Origin of the sequence: Pseudomonas sp. SL4(2022) (assembly GCF_026625725.1) — a bacterium.
Classification (GTDB): domain Bacteria; phylum Pseudomonadota; class Gammaproteobacteria; order Pseudomonadales; family Pseudomonadaceae; genus Aquipseudomonas.
The window spans coordinates 2715689-2731370 of record NZ_CP113060.1 but is presented as its reverse complement, the minus strand read 5'-3'; the positions used below and the strand labels follow the sequence as shown (position 1 = coordinate 2731370).

The 15682-nt window shown below is 60.7% G+C and carries 12 protein-coding genes; 4 read left to right on the top strand and 8 right to left on the bottom strand.

What is annotated here, in order from left to right; translation table 11 throughout:
- Positions 1-35 precede the first annotated feature (35 nt).
- The 3 genes from OU997_RS12850 to OU997_RS12840 form a co-directional block, all read right to left on the bottom strand.
- Complete coding sequence (locus OU997_RS12850) at positions 36-773, bottom strand: nitroreductase family protein (protein ID WP_108487025.1); 738 nt, start codon at positions 771-773, stop codon at positions 36-38.
- 96 nt (positions 774-869) lie between these two features.
- Complete coding sequence (locus tag OU997_RS12845; protein ID WP_108487024.1) at positions 870-1352, bottom strand: glutathione peroxidase; 483 nt, start codon at positions 1350-1352, stop codon at positions 870-872.
- Between the two features lie 225 nt (positions 1353-1577).
- Positions 1578-2063 (bottom strand): FKBP-type peptidyl-prolyl cis-trans isomerase, encoded by a 486-nt coding sequence (locus OU997_RS12840; protein ID WP_108487023.1) that lies wholly within the window; start codon positions 2061-2063, stop codon positions 1578-1580.
- Positions 2064-2153: 90 nt separating this feature from the next.
- On the opposite strand from OU997_RS12840, the gene OU997_RS12835 reads away from it, so the two are divergent.
- The 4 genes from OU997_RS12835 (at position 2154) to OU997_RS12820 (ending at position 6880) form a co-directional block, all read left to right on the top strand.
- Positions 2154-2402 carry a DUF3565 domain-containing protein gene (locus tag OU997_RS12835; protein ID WP_371920624.1) on the top strand — a complete coding sequence of 83 codons (249 nt, stop codon included), beginning with the start codon at positions 2154-2156 and terminating at the stop codon, positions 2400-2402.
- Entirely contained in the window at positions 2403-3590 is a 1188-nt protein-coding gene (locus OU997_RS12830; RefSeq protein ID WP_267806896.1) for an acetate kinase, read from the top strand.
- 62 nt (positions 3591-3652) lie between these two features.
- Positions 3653-5746, top strand: a complete 2094-nt coding sequence (gene pta / locus OU997_RS12825; RefSeq protein ID WP_267806895.1) for a phosphate acetyltransferase — start codon at positions 3653-3655, stop codon at positions 5744-5746.
- A 228-nt stretch (positions 5747-5974) separates the two neighbouring features.
- A complete protein-coding gene (locus OU997_RS12820) occupies positions 5975-6880 on the top strand; it encodes an acyltransferase (protein WP_108487019.1) in 906 nt (301 codons plus the stop codon).
- 28 nt (positions 6881-6908) lie between these two features.
- On the opposite strand, the gene OU997_RS12815 is transcribed toward OU997_RS12820, so the two are convergent.
- From OU997_RS12815 to OU997_RS12795, 5 genes are all read right to left on the bottom strand, one after another.
- Complete coding sequence (locus tag OU997_RS12815) at positions 6909-9056, bottom strand: putative bifunctional diguanylate cyclase/phosphodiesterase (protein ID WP_267806894.1); 2148 nt, start codon at positions 9054-9056, stop codon at positions 6909-6911.
- A gap of 66 nt (positions 9057-9122) precedes the next feature.
- Positions 9123-12884, bottom strand: coding sequence for a CHASE domain-containing protein (locus tag OU997_RS12810; protein ID WP_267806893.1), 3762 nt, complete (start codon positions 12882-12884; stop codon positions 9123-9125).
- 173 nt (positions 12885-13057) lie between these two features.
- A complete protein-coding gene (locus OU997_RS12805) occupies positions 13058-13714 on the bottom strand; it encodes an OmpA family protein (protein WP_267806892.1) in 657 nt (218 codons plus the stop codon).
- 113 nt (positions 13715-13827) lie between these two features.
- A complete protein-coding gene (locus OU997_RS12800; RefSeq protein ID WP_267806891.1) occupies positions 13828-14475 on the bottom strand; it encodes an MBL fold metallo-hydrolase in 648 nt (215 codons plus the stop codon).
- A gap of 2 nt (positions 14476-14477) precedes the next feature.
- Positions 14478-15497: an AraC family transcriptional regulator gene (locus OU997_RS12795; protein WP_108487035.1), complete on the bottom strand. Its 1020-nt coding sequence runs from the start codon at positions 15495-15497 to the stop codon at positions 14478-14480.
- Positions 15498-15682: the final 185 nt, after the last annotated feature.

The window sequence follows — 15682 nt, the reverse complement described above, 5'->3', positions numbered from 1 at the left end:
TTGGCGGCTTCATCGCTCTGCTCCTCAACCTACGGCTATAGCCATGTCACGTGCTGCTCCAACGGAAAACGCAGGCGCGGGTTATACACGCCCTTTTCATCCTGCTTGCCCACCGCCAGCAACATGATCGGTAACGCCTGGCGCGGGATGTTCAGGGTCTTGCGCAGGCGCACCTCATCAAAACCTTCCATCGGGCAGGTGGCATAGCCATGGCTCTGGAAGGCCAGCATCAGGTTCTGCGCCGCCAACGCCGTGGATTTCACCGCCCAGATGCGCATCTGCGCCTGGCTGTTGGGCGCGCGCATCAGCGGTTTGCGCCAGGCAGCCACCCGCAGCAGCTGACGTTTGAACAGCCCAAACAGACCGAATGGGCCCTGGTTGTACTGAAAGGGAGCGGTCTTGTTGTAGAAGCGGCGAATCCGCGCAGGCACTTCAGGCTCCGGCCAGTAGTCGATGATGTTCTGGCAAGCCTGTTTCCAGGTATCCGGGCGCGCCAGCACGGCAATGATCAGCGGCGCCTTGGCGGCGTTCTGACTCATGCACACCGGATGCAAACGGGCCAGCAACGCCGGATCGCGAATCACCTGGAAACTCCAGGGCTGCAGGTTGCAGGAGTTGGGGGCGAGCACCGCCAGCTCCAGACAATCACGCACCACCTCATCAGGCACCACTTCGGCCGTAAAGCGCCGTACCGCGCGACGACTCTCGATCAGCTCGCGCAGTGCGGCAGGGGTAGCGGGGGCAATAGCAGTGTCAGCGGGAAACAGGCTCATCGGGGGCATCCTCGGCAGATCAACCGATTAAGCCGCGATGCCTGGCTGCGAACAAGCTGTATACCGGCTTAGTCCGCAGCCTTGGCGCAAATGGCCTTATCCCAGGGCTTTTTCGATCGCCTGGATAATGCTCGGATCATCCGGCGTGGTGCGCGGCGAGAAGCGCGCCAGCACACGGCCGTCATGGCCGACGAGGAATTTCTCGAAATTCCAGGTGATATCCCCCGGGAATTCGGCCCCCTCACCTGCCAGCAGGCGATACAGCGGATGGCGGTCCGGCCCATTCACCTCAAGCTTGCTGCCTAACGGGAAGGTCACGCCGTAGTTGAGGCTGCAAAACGTAGCAATGGCTTCTTCGCTGTCAGGCTCCTGCCCGGCAAACTGATTGCACGGCAATCCCAACACGCTGAAGCCCTGACTCTTATAGTGCTGATAGAGCTTTTCCAGGCCAGCATACTGGGGTGTCAGGCCACACTTGGAAGCCACATTAACCACCAGCACCACCTGCCCCTTGAAGGGTGCCAGCGGCAGCTCTTGGCCATCCAGTGCACGCAGGTTGAGGTCGTGAAAGGCACTCATGGTCTAACTCCTTGAGAACACACAGGTTGCGTGTAGCAGACAAAAAATGGCCGGGAGCCATTCTTAACGTCGCACCGCGACGGCCCGCAGGGTGACCGCCGAGGATGGCGGGTCATAAAAAAGGCGCCTATATGAAGGCGCCTTTCTTCTTTTGCAGCTTAGCAGTGGAACCAGCGGCTGATACGACCATAAGTCGACTCGCGGCTCTCACATAAGGCTAAACCATCAATGATGGTGACCGCCTTCGCCATGGATATGGCCATGGGCAACTTCTTCTTCGCTGGCATCACGTACGTTAACAACCTTGACCTTGAAGTTCAGGCGCTGACCCGCCAGCGGATGATTGCCGTCAACGATCACGTCGTCGCCATCCAGTTCACGGATGGTCACGATCTGCATGCCGCCGTCCGGGCCGGAGGCGTGGAACTGCATACCCACTTCCAGCTCATCCACACCTTCGAACATCGAACGGTTGAGAGTGGCTACCAGCTCGGCGCTGTATTCGCCATAGGCATCTTCCGGCTCAACGGCAACGTCCAGTTCGTCGCCAACCTGCTTGCCCAGCAGGGCTTTTTCCAGGCCGCCGATGATGTTGCCGGCACCGTGCAGATAAACCAGCGGCGCGCCGCCTGCGGAACTGTCGATCACCTCACCGGCATCGTTAGTCAGGGTATAGTCGATGGAGACAGCCTTATTGGCGGCGATCAGCATGGGGCGAGACCTTTGCTTGGAAATAAAGAGCGGGCAAGTTTACCCAAGGGCACGCGCGAAAGCGAACCGGACACAGACGGACGGGCAAGCGTGGCCTCAGCGCGCCTGCTTGATTTTCGTCAGGATGAGCACGGCCACTGGGTGGCCGTATTGTCCTGCGGCCATACCCAGCACCTGCGCCACCAGCCGCCCTGGCAAAATCGCGCCTGGGTGCTGGATGCCCAACAGCGTCAGGCGCAACTGGACAAAGCCTTTGCCTGCGGATGGTGCGCAGCTGAAAATGGCGCAAGCGAGGCGACGATAGAACGCCCGACCCAAGATTTGAACAAGGAGTGGTAGATGCCCGCACGCAATATTCTGGTGATCAACTGCGGCAGCTCGTCGATCAAGTTTGCCCTGATCAACGAAGTGCAAGATGGCTTTATCCTCAGCGGTCTGGCTGAGCGGCTGGGCGGCCCGGATGCACAAATTCACTGGCAACAAGGCGACAAAAAAGACAGCCTGATCCTGCCCCATGCCGATCACCGTGCGGCTCTCGCCCAGGTATTGCCCCTGGTGCAGGCCGCCGCTGGCGGGCAGTTGCACGGTATTGGCCATCGTGTGGTGCATGGCGGTGAGCATTTCACTGCGGCCTGCCGCCTGGATACCCCCAGCCTTGCGGCAATTCGCGCCACCGCGCCACTGGCGCCCCTGCATAACCCGGCCAATCTGCTGGGCATCGAAGCGGCGATCAAGCTGTTCCCCGACCTGACTCAGGTGGCGGTGTTCGATACGGCCTTTCACCAGACCCTGCCCGAGCACGCCTACCGCTATGCCCTGCCCGAACACCTGTACCGCGAACACGGCGTACGCCGTTATGGTTTCCACGGCACCAGCCACCGGTTTGTCAGCCAGCGCGCTGCCGAGCTGGCCGGCCTACCGGTCAGTGCCAGTAGCTGGCTGGTGGCGCACCTGGGCAATGGCTGCTCGACCTGCGCCATCGTCGACGGGCAAAGCCGCGACACCAGCATGGGCCTGACCCCTCTGGAAGGCGTGGTGATGGGCACGCGCAGCGGCGATGTCGACCCCAACCTGCACAGCCACCTGGCCCGCACCCTGGGGTGGAGCCTGGAGCAGATCGAAACCATGCTCAATAAGGACAGTGGCCTTCTGGGCTTGTCCGGCCTGTCCAACGACATGCGCACCTTAGAGCAGGCCCGCGGACAGGGGCATGCCGGCGCCACCCTGGCCATCGAGGTGTTCTGCTACCGCCTGGCCAAATCCCTGGCGGCCATGAGTTGCGCGTTGCCACAACTCGACGGCCTGGTCTTTACCGGCGGTATCGGCGAGAACTCGGCACTGATTCGCAGCCAGACCGTTGCCCATCTGAAACTGCTCAACCTGGCCCTCGACGAGCCGGCCAATGCCCGCACCGTGCGCGGCGCAGCCGGCCCCATCCAGGCACCGGGTCATCCACGGATCATGGTGGTGCCGACCAACGAGGAACGGCAGATCGCCCTCGACACCCTGGCCCTACTTGACGCCTGAGCCGCAAGCGGCCAGCACCCTGTTTTCGCGGGCATACCCGCCCCAGCCACAAAGGAAGCCCCATGCACACCTTCTTTATCGCCCCGACCGGCTTCGGTGTCGGCCTGACCTCGATCAGCCTGGGTGTGGTCGGCGCTCTGGAGCGTTCCGGGCTCAAGGTCGGTTTTTTCAAACCCATCGCCCAGCCGCATCAGGGAGACCTGGGCCCAGAGCGCTCCAGCGAGCTGGTCGCCCGCACCCACGGCCTGCATTCGCCCAAGCCCCTGGCACTGGCGCATGTCGAGCGCATGCTGGGTGACGGTCAGCTGGATGAGCTGCTGGAAGAAATTATCAGCCTCTACCAACAGGCTGCTGCCGGCAAAGATGTGGTTATCGTTGAGGGCATGGTGCCAACCCGCCAGGCCAGCTATGCCGCACGGGTCAACTTCCATCTGGCCAAAAGTCTGGATGCCGAGGTAATTCTGGTCTCCGCCCCGGAACAGGAAAGCCTCAGCGAACTGAGCGATCGGGTGGAGATCCAGGCGCAGCTGTTTGGCGGCCCCAAAGACGAGAAAGTACTCGGCGTGATCCTCAACAAGGTACCCAGCGAAGACGGCACCGAGGCGTTCGCCAGTCGCCTGAAGGAACTCTCCCCACTGCTCAAGACCGATGACTTCCGCCTGCTCGGCTGCATTCCCTGGCAGGACGAACTGAACGCCCCGCGCACCCGCGACATCGCCGACCTGCTCGGCGCGCGGGTGCTGAATGCCGGCGATTACGAGCAGCGGCGCATGCTGAAAATCGTACTCTGCGCCCGTGCGGTGGCCAACACCGTACAACTGCTCAAGCCCGGTACATTGGTGGTCACACCTGGAGATCGTGACGACATCATCCTCGCGGCCAGTCTGGCCGCCATGAACGGCATGCCGCTGGCCGGCCTGCTGTTGTGCAGCGATTTTGCCCCGGACCCACGGATCATGGAGCTGTGCCGCGGAGCATTGCAGAGTGGCTTGCCGGTAATGACGGTCAGCACCGGTTCCTATGACACCGCCACCAACCTCAACCGCCTGAACAAGGAAATCCCGGTCGACGACAAGGAGCGCGCGGAGAAGGTCGCTGATTTCGTCGCCAGCCATATCGACCACGAATGGCTGTTCGCCCGCTGCGGCCAGCCACGCGAGCTGCGCATGTCGCCACCCGCCTTTCGCTATCAATTGGTGCAGCGCGCCAAAGCGGCCAACAAACGCATCGTTCTACCCGAAGGTAGCGAGCCGCGCACCGTGCAGGCTGCGGCCATCTGCCAGGCACGCGGCATCGCACGCTGCGTGCTGCTGGCCAAGCCGGATGACGTCCACGCGGTGGCCCGCGCCCATGGCATCGAGCTGCCAGAAGGGCTGGAAATCCTCGACCCGGACCTGATCCGCGAGCGTTATGTCGAGCCCATGGTCGAGTTACGCAAAGGCAAAGGACTGAACGCGCCAATGGCTGCCGCGCAGCTGGAAGACACGGTGGTGCTGGGCACCATGATGCTGGCGCTGGATGAAGTCGACGGCCTGGTATCCGGGGCCATCAACACCACGGCCAACACCATCCGCCCGGCCCTGCAGCTGATCAAGACCGCACCGGGGTACAAACTGGTGTCCTCGGTGTTCTTTATGCTGCTGCCTGACCAAGTGCTGGTGTATGGCGACTGCGCGGTAAACCCCGACCCAAGCGCCGTGGAGCTGGCAGAAATCGCCCTGCAAAGCGCAGCCTCAGCCAGCGCCTTCGGTATCACCCCACGGGTGGCCATGCTCAGCTACTCCACCGGTGATTCCGGCAGCGGCGAAGAAGTCGAGAAAGTCCGTGAGGCCACGCGCCTGGCGCGGGCCATCGACCCTCAACTATTGCTCGATGGCCCGCTGCAATACGACGCCGCAGCGATTGAAAGTGTTGGCCGGCAAAAGGCCCCCAACAGCCAGGTAGCCGGCCGCGCCACGGTGTTTATCTTCCCCGACCTGAATACCGGCAACACCACCTACAAGGCGGTGCAACGCAGCGCCGACTGCGTCAGCGTCGGGCCCATGCTGCAAGGCCTGCGCAAGCCGGTGAATGACCTGTCACGCGGTGCACTGGTCGACGACATCGTCTACACCATTGCCCTGACCGCCATTCAGGCCGCCAATCTGCCGCAATAAGCGGCAACGGAAGCCGCACCACCCCTGGATCAGCGGTAAATATCCACGAAACGCTGCGATCACCAGCGTTTCGAGGGGGTTGCAGTTCGGTGTACAGGCGTTAACCTGTGCGCCGACCGATCTGCGGTACAAAACCGCAGGCGTAGATAAGTCGGGGGCTAAGGCCGCTTGAGCGCCACAACTGTGGCCACAAACAGCCGGCCCCATTTTCTGGAGGCACCTGCCCCAATGCTGTATTTTCTGCCTGCCCCACTACGCGGCCTGCTGGCCAGCCTGCTTCTTGCCCTGAACACCCTGATCTGCTGCTGGCCGCTGTTCGCCGTGGCGCTGCTCAAGCTGTTGCTGCCGATTGCCCCGATCCAACGGGCGCTGCGTTTTGTCATGCATGGCATTGCCGAGTTCTGGATCAGCACCAACAAATTCTGGATGAAACAGGTCGGCAAGACCCACTGGGATGTCGCCGGCCTGAGCGGCTTCGACAAACAGCACTCCTACCTGGTGACCAGTAACCACCAGAGCTGGGTGGATATTCTGGTCCTGCAGTACCTGCTCAACCGGCGTATGCCGCTGCTGAAATTCTTCCTCAAGCAGGAGCTGATCTGGGTCCCGGTGATTGGCCTGTGCTGGTGGGCGCTGGAATTCCCGTTCATGAAGCGTTTCAGCAAGGAGTACCTGGCCAAGTACCCAGAGAAACGCGGCCAGGACCTGGCCACCACGCGCAAGGCCTGCGCACGCTACAAGACCAACCCGGTTTCGGTGTTCAACTTCCTCGAAGGCACGCGCCTGTCGCCCGCCAAGCACGCGCAGCAGCAGTCACCATTCAAGCACCTGCTCAAACCCAAGGCCGGCGGGATCGCCTTTGTACTCGACGCCATGGGCGAGCAACTGCACAGCATGGTCAATGTCACCATCCACTACCCACAGGGCAATCCTGGTTTCTGGGACCTGCTGTGTGGCAGGGTCAGCCAGGTGGTGGTGCGCTTCGAGGAGTTGCAGATTCCGGCTGAATTCATCGGTGGCAACTATGATCAGGACGAAGCCTATCGCCTGCAGTTCCAGCAGTGGGTGAACCAGTTGTGGCTGGACAAGGATGCGCAGCTCGATGAGCTGAAACAGCGCTTCCCCGCGCGCTGATACTCGCCCACACTGCGCTCAAGCCCGCCTATCCGGCGGGCTTTTCGTTGCGCGGCAGGTTGTGCCAGTCCAGCTGCGCAGGAAACGCCCTGGCCTGCTCCGCGCTCAGCCCCGGCGCCACCAGAAAGCCCTGCATGATCGCGCAGTGGTGCTGGGCCAGCCAGTCACGCTGGGCCATGGTTTCCACCCCTTCGGCGATCACTTCCAGGCCCAGGTGGCGGCCCAAATCAATAATGGTACTGACCACCGCCGCATCGCGCGGTGAGTCGAGCATATTGGCAATAAACAGGCGGTCGATCTTCAGCGTATCCAACTCGAAATGGCGCAGATAGGCCAGGGATGAGTAGCCGGTACCAAAATCGTCGATGGCAATTTTCACCCCCAGCTGGCGCAGCTGGCGCAGCTGTTCGCGACTGGTCTCCAGATCCTGCATCAGCGCACTCTCGGTGACTTCCACCTCCAACTGCTGTGCCGCCAACTGGTGCTCATCCAGCACCCGGCGCAAGTCATCGACCAGCTGCGGCATACTGAACTGCACCGGGCTGACGTTGAGACTGACAACCAGCTCAGAACCATGCAGCTGACTCATCTGCCGGCACTGTTCTACACCGGCCTTAAAAATCCAACTGCCCAAGCGGTTGATCAACCGGGTTTCTTCCAGCAACGGAATAAAAACCCCCGGCGCGACCGTCCCTGCCACCCGATGCTGCCAGCGCAGCAGCGCCTCGAAACCACGCAAGCGACCGCTATCGAGGTAAATCTGCGGCTGGTAGACCAGAACAAAGTCATCATTCTCGATGGCGTTGCGCAGGCTTTCTTCGAGCATCAGCCGCGAGCGCGCACGGCCGTTCATCTCCGCTGAAAAGAAGCGGTATTGCTGCCGCCCGGAACGCTTGGCCTCGTACATGGCCATGTCCGCCGCACGCAACAATCCCTCAACAGTCTGTCCACACTCAGGGAAGCAGGCAATGCCAACACTGGCCCCCAGGGTCACATCCACGCCTTCTATGGTATGCCGCACTGAAACCTGCTCAATCAGTTTCTCGGCAATGCGGGCAGCATCCTCAGGGTGCTCCAGGCTATCGAGCAGCGCGGTAAACTCATCGCCGCCGATCCGCGCCAGACTGTCGTAGGGACGCAGACTGGTCTTGAGCTGCTCCCCCACGCGCTTGAGCAACTGATCACCGGCGTCGTGCCCCAAAGAGTCATTGATGCGTTTGAACCCATCCAGATCGAGATAAAGCACCGCCATGCGCTGACCACTCCGATCGATGCGCGCCAGTGCCGCATCCACCGCTTGATAGAACCCACGGCGATTGAGCAGGCCCGTCAGCGCATCGGTGATGGCCTGCGACTCCAGCTGTTGGTGCAGGTTGCGCACCACCGACATATCCAGCGCCATGACCACCATGGCATGTTGCAGGCGCGGCAAGGGCGAACAGGACAATGCCACTGGCACCTGACCACCGCTCAGGGTACGCAAATTGGCATCATGTAGACGATAGGCTTCACCACGCCGCCATTGCTGATAGAACTCGGACATGCGCCACTCGCAGGTGACCTGGGGCGCCACCAGGTAAGAAAGCATTTCACTGCCCTCCAGGTCGCGCACAGAACTGTCGAGCATGCGCGCCATGGCCGGATTGGCGAACTGGATACGGCCATCGTCCCCCACCACCATGATGCCCTCAGCAGCGTTATCCAGTACCGAGGCATTGAACGCACGTGCATTGTCCAATTGCTGACTGAGTTGCAGCAGCTCACTGCGATTGCGCTCGTGCTCAAGCAGGGCGTGAATCTTGTACCGCAGCACACTGGGTTCGAACGGTTTGAGCATGAAGTCCACGGCCCCAGTGGCATAGCCCTTGAGCACCGAGTCCTGAGTCTGGGCAATGGCAGACACGAATATGATCGGGGTGTAGCGGGTGCGCGGATTGCCGCGCATCAGGCGCGCCACTTCAAAACCGTCCATCTGCGGCATCTGTACGTCGAGCAGTACCAGCCCGACATCGTTCTCAAGCAGGCACTGCAACGCCTCCTCGCCCGACCCCACACAGCGCAACTGCCAGTCGCCATCGTCGAGCAAGGCCTCCATGGCTTCAAGGTTCTCCGGGCGATCATCAACCACCAGCAGAATCTGAGTCGGTGCCGCAACCTTCATCTGTAGCTGTGCCATGTGTCCTCCCTTGCCCCTGGCCCTACCGTCCCTCGCTCTGGTTCAGGGTAGCAGTACCCAGTGAAACTACCGGAACGCTGCCGTTGAACCACCTGCCGTTGCACCCGACCCCGGCGCATAGGCCAACCAGCGCACCAGCATGTCGAGTAAGGCCTCACGACTGACCGGTTTGGCCAGGTAATCGTCGGCCCCCGCAGCGATGCACTTTTCCCGATCGCCGTTCATTGCGTGGGCCGTCAGGGCGATGATCGGGATGGCACAGGCATGCTCGCCTTTCAGTAGGCGGGTGGCGGTGTAGCCATCCATCACGGGCATGGCCATGTCCATCAGAATCAGATCAAAGGGCTCGCGCTCATAGCAGGCAATAGCCTCCACTCCGTCCTTGGCAGAGCCGATCACCAGCCCCAATTCGTCGAGCAAAGCACTCATGGCGTAGACATTGCGCACATCATCATCAACCAGCAGCACGCGCCGTCCTTCCAACGGGTTGTCCAGATGAACCACCTCCTGGCGGACCGGGTCATCACACACACCGCCCAGAAAGCCCTGCACAGCCTCGCTCAAACCCTGCATATCTTCGCCATGCTTATGCACTACCACAGCGCTGAAACGACGCAAACGCTGTAGCGCCTGACGCGTGACGTCCACCCCGGTGTTGATCACCACGCGTTTGCCGAGCAGAGGGCTCAGACGATCCAGACTTTCAAGCAACTCGAAGCCATCCTGGTCCGGTAGATCAAGATCGATCACCAGCGCACTGAACTGCTCTTTGCTGTAAACGCTACGCGCCTCATCCGCACGGGCACAGGCGCGCACCGTGAACCCCAGTTGCTGCAGGTGCTCGCGATAATGCTCGCGCTCCACCTCAACATCCTCAACCAGAAGCAGGCGCTGCACCGGCAGGGGGCTGTGCTGCAACTCAGCAAATACCTGCTCCAGATCGGCGCGTTGAATGGGCTTGACCAGATACCGAGTGCCGTCATCAGTCCAGTCAATCGGTTGCGGTACGCAGGAAATGATATGCACCGGCGTCAGACGATAGCTGGCCTGCCCACGCAGCCGCCGGAACAGCTGCCAGCCACTGATATCCGGCAGCAGAATATCCAGGATGACGGCGCTGAAATGCTCGCTCTGCAGCAGATTGAGTGCCTGCACACCACTGCGGCAGTGCACGCTGGTGAAGCCACGGGCCTGCGCTTCTTCGGCCAGCACGGCCGCAAAGTTCACATCGTCCTCGACAATCAGGACAGCCGGGCCGCTGCCACTGCGCTGCGGCGCATCCGGCAATGGTTCATCCGCCACCTGAGGCACGACGCGTACCGGCAGACGCACACTGAAGCAGGAACCTTCGCCCGGCGCACTCTGCAGGCTGATCTCGCCGTCCATTGCCAGCACCAGCTGACGGGTAATCGCCAGCCCAAGCCCCGTGCCGCCAAAACGTCTGCTGGTAGAACCATCGATTTGTTGAAAGGCCTGAAAGATCTGCTCGTGTTTATCCGCCGCGATACCAATACCCGTATCGCGCACGCTGAAATCGAGTAACTCATGACCGGCTGGCGGCTCACCACTGGCACAGCTGACAGTCAGGCTGACCGCCCCCTGCTCGGTAAACTTCAAGGCATTTGACAGCAGATTGCGCAAAATCTGATGCAACCGAATACGGTCGCAATGAACGATGCGAGGAACGCCGGCTTCCAACTGCGTGTGCAGATGCAAGCCCTTGAGCTCAGCCATCGGCCTCAGGCTGGCATCCAGCTCCACCAGAATATCCTGCATATTCAGCGCTTCGAGCTTGAGTTGCATACGCCCGGATTCGACCTTGGCCAGATCCAGTACATCATTGATCAGCTGCAACAGGTCACTGCCCGCACGGTGCACGATGTCCGCATGCCTGGCCTGCTTCTCCGTCAGGTTGCCGGCACTATTCAGGCGGAGTTGGTCACTGAGAATCAGGATGCTGTTGAGCGGCGTGCGCAGCTCATGGGACATGTTGGCAAGAAACTCCGACTTATAGCGATTGGCCAGAATCAACTGCTCGGCTTGCTCTCGCAGCCGCTGCTCGGCGGCTTTGCGCTCACTGATGTCGATGATCACCGCCTGTACCAGAGCATCCTCGCCGCCCAGAATGGGCGACAGACCAACCTCCAGAGGGATCAACCGACCATCACTGTGCTGGCCGAACAGCTCGCGGTTACGGCCCATCTGGCGTTGCACCGGGGCACTCTGAAATGCCATGCGCATAGGCGCGTGACTGGTACGCAAGGGTTCGGGCAACAGCAGTTCCACTGGCTGGGCAAGCAACTGGTCGCGTGAATAGCCGAACAACTTTTCTGCCTGGCGATTGACCATGGCAATGCAACCGTTGGCATCCACCAGCACAATCGCATTGGGCGAAGCCTCAACTACCCGGCGAAAGCGCTCTTCCGCACCTTTACGGGCGCGCAGGTCAATCAGGTTGATCAGATAGCTGACGCCGCTGGAGTCGTCCAACACGCTAAGGCTCAACGTCACCGGTATGTCATCACCCAGGTCGCGGCGAGCCTGATATTCGCTGGCCAACTCCGCAGCCCCCTCGCCACTGACCAGTTCACTGAGCTGATCAACCGTCGGCAGAAAGCGCTTCATCCGTTCGCCGATCAGGCTATCAGCAGGACAATCCAGCAGTTCCGCAGCACTGCGATTGGCCATCTCGATGCGCCCCTGTGCATTGCACAGCAGTGTTGCAACCGGCAGCCGTTCCAGCAGTAATCGAAAGCGCTCCTCTCGCTCACGCAAACGCTCGGTGGCCAGCAGGCTGCTATGCGCTTCGCGCTCGCGCCAGTAGAGATAGCCGCCCACCAACAATGCCAGCAGCACAGCGACCAGCAACCCCAGCCACAAACTGGCATGCCCGTCCGGATTGATCCGCGTAGCGTCATAGATGTCGGTGCTGCTCACCTCCAGTAACCAGTTACGCCCATACAGGGGCAGCTCGATCACATGGCGGAACGAAGCGGGTAAACCTGCCGTTTGTTCTTCCCCGCTGAGCAGCACGGTATCAGGGGCCTGCTGATCCCTCAGGCGAATGGAAAATCGACTGGATTGCGCTCCCAGAATCCCGGCCATCAGATCATGGCTGCGAAAAGCGGCGTGGAGCATGCCGAGTACTGCTGCACGGCGCTCCTCACGGGTGCTCAATGGTTTACCGGGCTGATACACCGGCAGGTACAACAGCACACCGGCCTGCACATTCTCTGCAGTTTCCTGACGCAGAATGACCGGCGCACTCAGGGTCGCTACACCGGTGTCCATCGCCTGTTCAACAGCCGCCCGGCGCACCGCCTCACTGAGCATGTCGAAGCCCAAAACCCGGCGATTGCGCCAATCCAGCGGGCTGATGTAGTCGATCAGCAGATAATGTTCACGCTGGCCAGGGGGATACAGGCGGAAATCCTCGCGGCCGCCAGCACGCTCGTCGGCAATAAAGGCCTCAAGCTGATCAGCTGCCAAATAGCGGGACCACGCCAGCCCTTGAATGCCGGGATAACGATCCTGCAGTTGCAGCTGATCAACGGCCCGCTCCCACTCTTCGCGCGCCACATGCTCACTGCCCGTCATCAAACCCGAAACACCGCGCAAAACCATCTCGTAGCCCTGCATACGGCTAATCACACGCTGACTGATGTCCTGCGCTTCGAGCTCAAAACGTTGTTGGCGCTGCTGATTGTCACGCTGCGTCAGTGCCTGCCATTGCCAGAGCGACAAACTGACCAGGCTGATCAACACAAACAGGGTGGCCCAAAGTGGCAGCCAGATTTTCCGGGCAGGAAACGCGAGGTGGTCGTCCATGGAATCTCCAGTCATCGTCCATGTCCGGCGCAGACTGGGGCACTGCGACGGCAAGGTAGAAGTGAACCATTGCCAGCAGTCTAGTCACGATTTGAACAGGTAGCCGGGCCCAAATCGCCGGCATAAAAAAGCCGCGCAGCCTGGAGACTGCACGGCCTTGTAAACGCCTGCGCTTATAGCGGACGCAGGTTGATCTCGACGCGGCGGTTCTGCGCGCGGCCAGCTTCATTGGCATTGCTGGCAATTGGCTGACTCGGACCCGCGCCGTAGGCCGACAAGCGCGAACCGGCAACACCATTGGCACTCAGATAAGAGGCAACACTCTGTGCACGCCGGTTGGACAGGTTCTGATTCAACTCGAACGAGCCGGTGCTGTCCGTATGGCCAACGATGTTCACGCCGTTCTTGTTGAACTCCTTGAATACCGTGACCAGCGAGTTAAGCGTCGGATAGAAGCTGCTGGAAATATCCGCCGAGTTACTGGCGAAGGTGATATTGCCCGGCATGATCAGCTTCAGGTCATCCCCATTGCGCTGCACCTGTACACCCGTGCCCTGCAGGGTCTGGCGCAACTTGGCTTCCTGAGTATCAACGTAATAGCCATAACCACCACCGGCTGCACCACCGACGGCCGCGCCGATCAGGGCACCTTTGCCACGATCCTTCTTGCTTGAGGTGGTCGCACCAATCACCGCGCCAGTCACCGCACCAATTCCGCCGTAGATGCCCGCCTTGCCCGCCTCACGCTCACCGGTATAGGGGTTGGTGGTACAGCCGGCCAATACACTCAGACCGAGTAATGCAACCGGCAGATTTCGCCACAGCTTCATGTGCGCTTCCTTCATCCAATTCGAGTACAAGGTTTTCACCCGCAGGTGAGAGCAGAAAGCCCTACGAAAGTTCCTTCCCGACCCACCGTCAACGCCCGGTACACACGGCCTGCTCATGCGCGAACAAACGGATTTTCACGCATTTCATCGCCCAGCCGAGTATCCGGACCGTGGCCGGTGACCACCGTGGCATCCTCATCCAGGCAATACAAGCGCTGCTTGATCGAACGTTCGATGGTCGAATAATCCCCGCCCCACAAATCCGTCCGACCAATGCCGCGCTTGAACAGGGTGTCGCCGGCAATCAGCAGCTTGGCATCGGCAAACCAGAAACTCATCGACCCCGGCGTATGCCCAGGCGTGTGCAATGCCACACCACAGCCGCAGGCCAACGCTTCGTCATCACTGAGCCACTGATCCGGGGCGGGCACCGGCGTGTAAGGCACACCGAACATGCGGCACTGCATCTCCAGGTTGTCCCAGAGGAACTGATCCTCTTTATGCAAATGCAGCGTCGCGCCGGTCTTCTCCTTCATCTGCCCCGAGGCGAGAAAGTGATCCAGATGCGCGTGGGTATGGATGATGCTCACCACCTTCAACCCGTGCGCCTCCAGACGCGCCATGATCAGATCAGGATTGCCACCTGGATCGACCACAATCGCCTTCTTGGTCACAGGGTCACCGATGATCGTGCAGTTGCACTGCAACGGCCCGACAGGAAAGGTTTCGCGGATCAGGGTCGGGGTTGCGGCAGAACTCATGGTTATTCCTCAGCGCGGTAATCACTGGGCAGTTTACCCGTCCATTTCTTGAACGCACGGCGGAAATTCGAGGGGTCGCTAAAGCCCAGCAGGTAGGCAATTTCGTAGAGCGGCAGGTGGGTGGTGGTGAGGTATTGCAGGGCCAGGCTCTTGCGCACTTCATCGAGCACTTGCTGGTAGCTGGTGCCCATGCTCGACAGGTGCCGGCGCAGGCTGCGGCCGCTGGTGTGCAGGGCTTCGGCGGCGCTGGCCAGGTCGGGGAAGTCGCCGGGGCGCGCCAACAACAGGCGGCGCACGCGGGTCAGCAGGCCGTCCTGTACATCCAGGCTGGCCAGCAGCGCTTCACATTGCTGTTCGCACATTTGCACCGTGGCCGGGTTGGCCAGGGCCATCGGTCGATCCAGGTAGCCAATTGGCATGCTCAGGCGGTGATACAGCTGATCAAACGCCACTGGCACGCCGAACAAACGTTCATAGCGCTCGGCATAGTGCGGTGCGGCGTGGGCAAAACCGACTTCAACGTCTTGCAGGCGCTCGCCCACGAGAAAACGCGCAATGGTGTAGAGGCTGGTCAGCAAGCTTTCGGCGGCAAAGCGACTCAAAGGCCCCAGCGGCATCGATTCGCTGGCGCGCAACTCGACGCGTGCGCCCAACTCGACCATTTCCAGTTCATAGGTCAGCCCCAGTACTCGGTAATACTTGAGGGCAAACTGGATGGCCTTGCCCAGGTTGGCGCTGGACAGCACGGCATAGCCGAGGATGCCATGGGTGGAGACATTCAGGCGCTGGCCAAGCAGCAGCCCCAGCGCCGGCTCATCACACAGGCGCAGGGCGCTGCTGGTGAGTTGGGTGAAGTCGATAAAGGACAATCGCCCCTGGGGATTGCCCAGCACCTCAGGCCGCACGCGGGCTGCATTGAATAACTGCGCACGCGGTACGCCAAGCTCTTCGACCAGATCGAGCAAGGCGGCGGCATAGGCGACAGGAACCAGTTCGGCAAAGAAATTCGGTGATGGCTTCATAGCGTTCTTATTATCTGGCCAGAAATGACCACTGGCAGCGACGATAACCCTGATCAACAAAACCCGACAAGGGTGTCACTAAGGCTGTCGGCTGAATTTAGTGAGCGGTAGACCGCGCCCCTCAAAGCCTTATGCATAGTCAGGGCTTGATCAGTGCATCGCCACAACCGAAGGTTGGGCATATG

What these genes read in the sequence shown, in the direction of transcription:
- OU997_RS12850 (WP_108487025.1), bottom strand. Translation starts at nt 773, where the DNA reads ATGAGCCTGTTTCCCGCTGACACTGCTATTGCCCCCGCTACCCCTGCC.
- OU997_RS12845 (WP_108487024.1), bottom strand. Translation starts at nt 1,352, where the DNA reads ATGAGTGCCTTTCACGACCTCAACCTGCGTGCACTGGATGGCCAAGAG.
- OU997_RS12840 (WP_108487023.1), bottom strand. Translation starts at nt 2,063, where the DNA reads ATGCTGATCGCCGCCAATAAGGCTGTCTCCATCGACTATACCCTGACT.
- OU997_RS12830 (WP_267806896.1), top strand. Translation starts at nt 2,403, where the DNA reads ATGCCCGCACGCAATATTCTGGTGATCAACTGCGGCAGCTCGTCGATC.
- pta (WP_267806895.1), top strand. Translation starts at nt 3,653, where the DNA reads ATGCACACCTTCTTTATCGCCCCGACCGGCTTCGGTGTCGGCCTGACC.
- OU997_RS12820 (WP_108487019.1), top strand. Translation starts at nt 5,975, where the DNA reads ATGCTGTATTTTCTGCCTGCCCCACTACGCGGCCTGCTGGCCAGCCTG.
- OU997_RS12815 (WP_267806894.1), bottom strand. Translation starts at nt 9,056, where the DNA reads ATGGCACAGCTACAGATGAAGGTTGCGGCACCGACTCAGATTCTGCTG.
- OU997_RS12810 (WP_267806893.1), bottom strand. Translation starts at nt 12,884, where the DNA reads ATGGACGACCACCTCGCGTTTCCTGCCCGGAAAATCTGGCTGCCACTT.
- OU997_RS12805 (WP_267806892.1), bottom strand. Translation starts at nt 13,714, where the DNA reads ATGAAGCTGTGGCGAAATCTGCCGGTTGCATTACTCGGTCTGAGTGTA.
- OU997_RS12800 (WP_267806891.1), bottom strand. Translation starts at nt 14,475, where the DNA reads ATGAGTTCTGCCGCAACCCCGACCCTGATCCGCGAAACCTTTCCTGTC.
- OU997_RS12795 (WP_108487035.1), bottom strand. Translation starts at nt 15,497, where the DNA reads ATGAAGCCATCACCGAATTTCTTTGCCGAACTGGTTCCTGTCGCCTAT.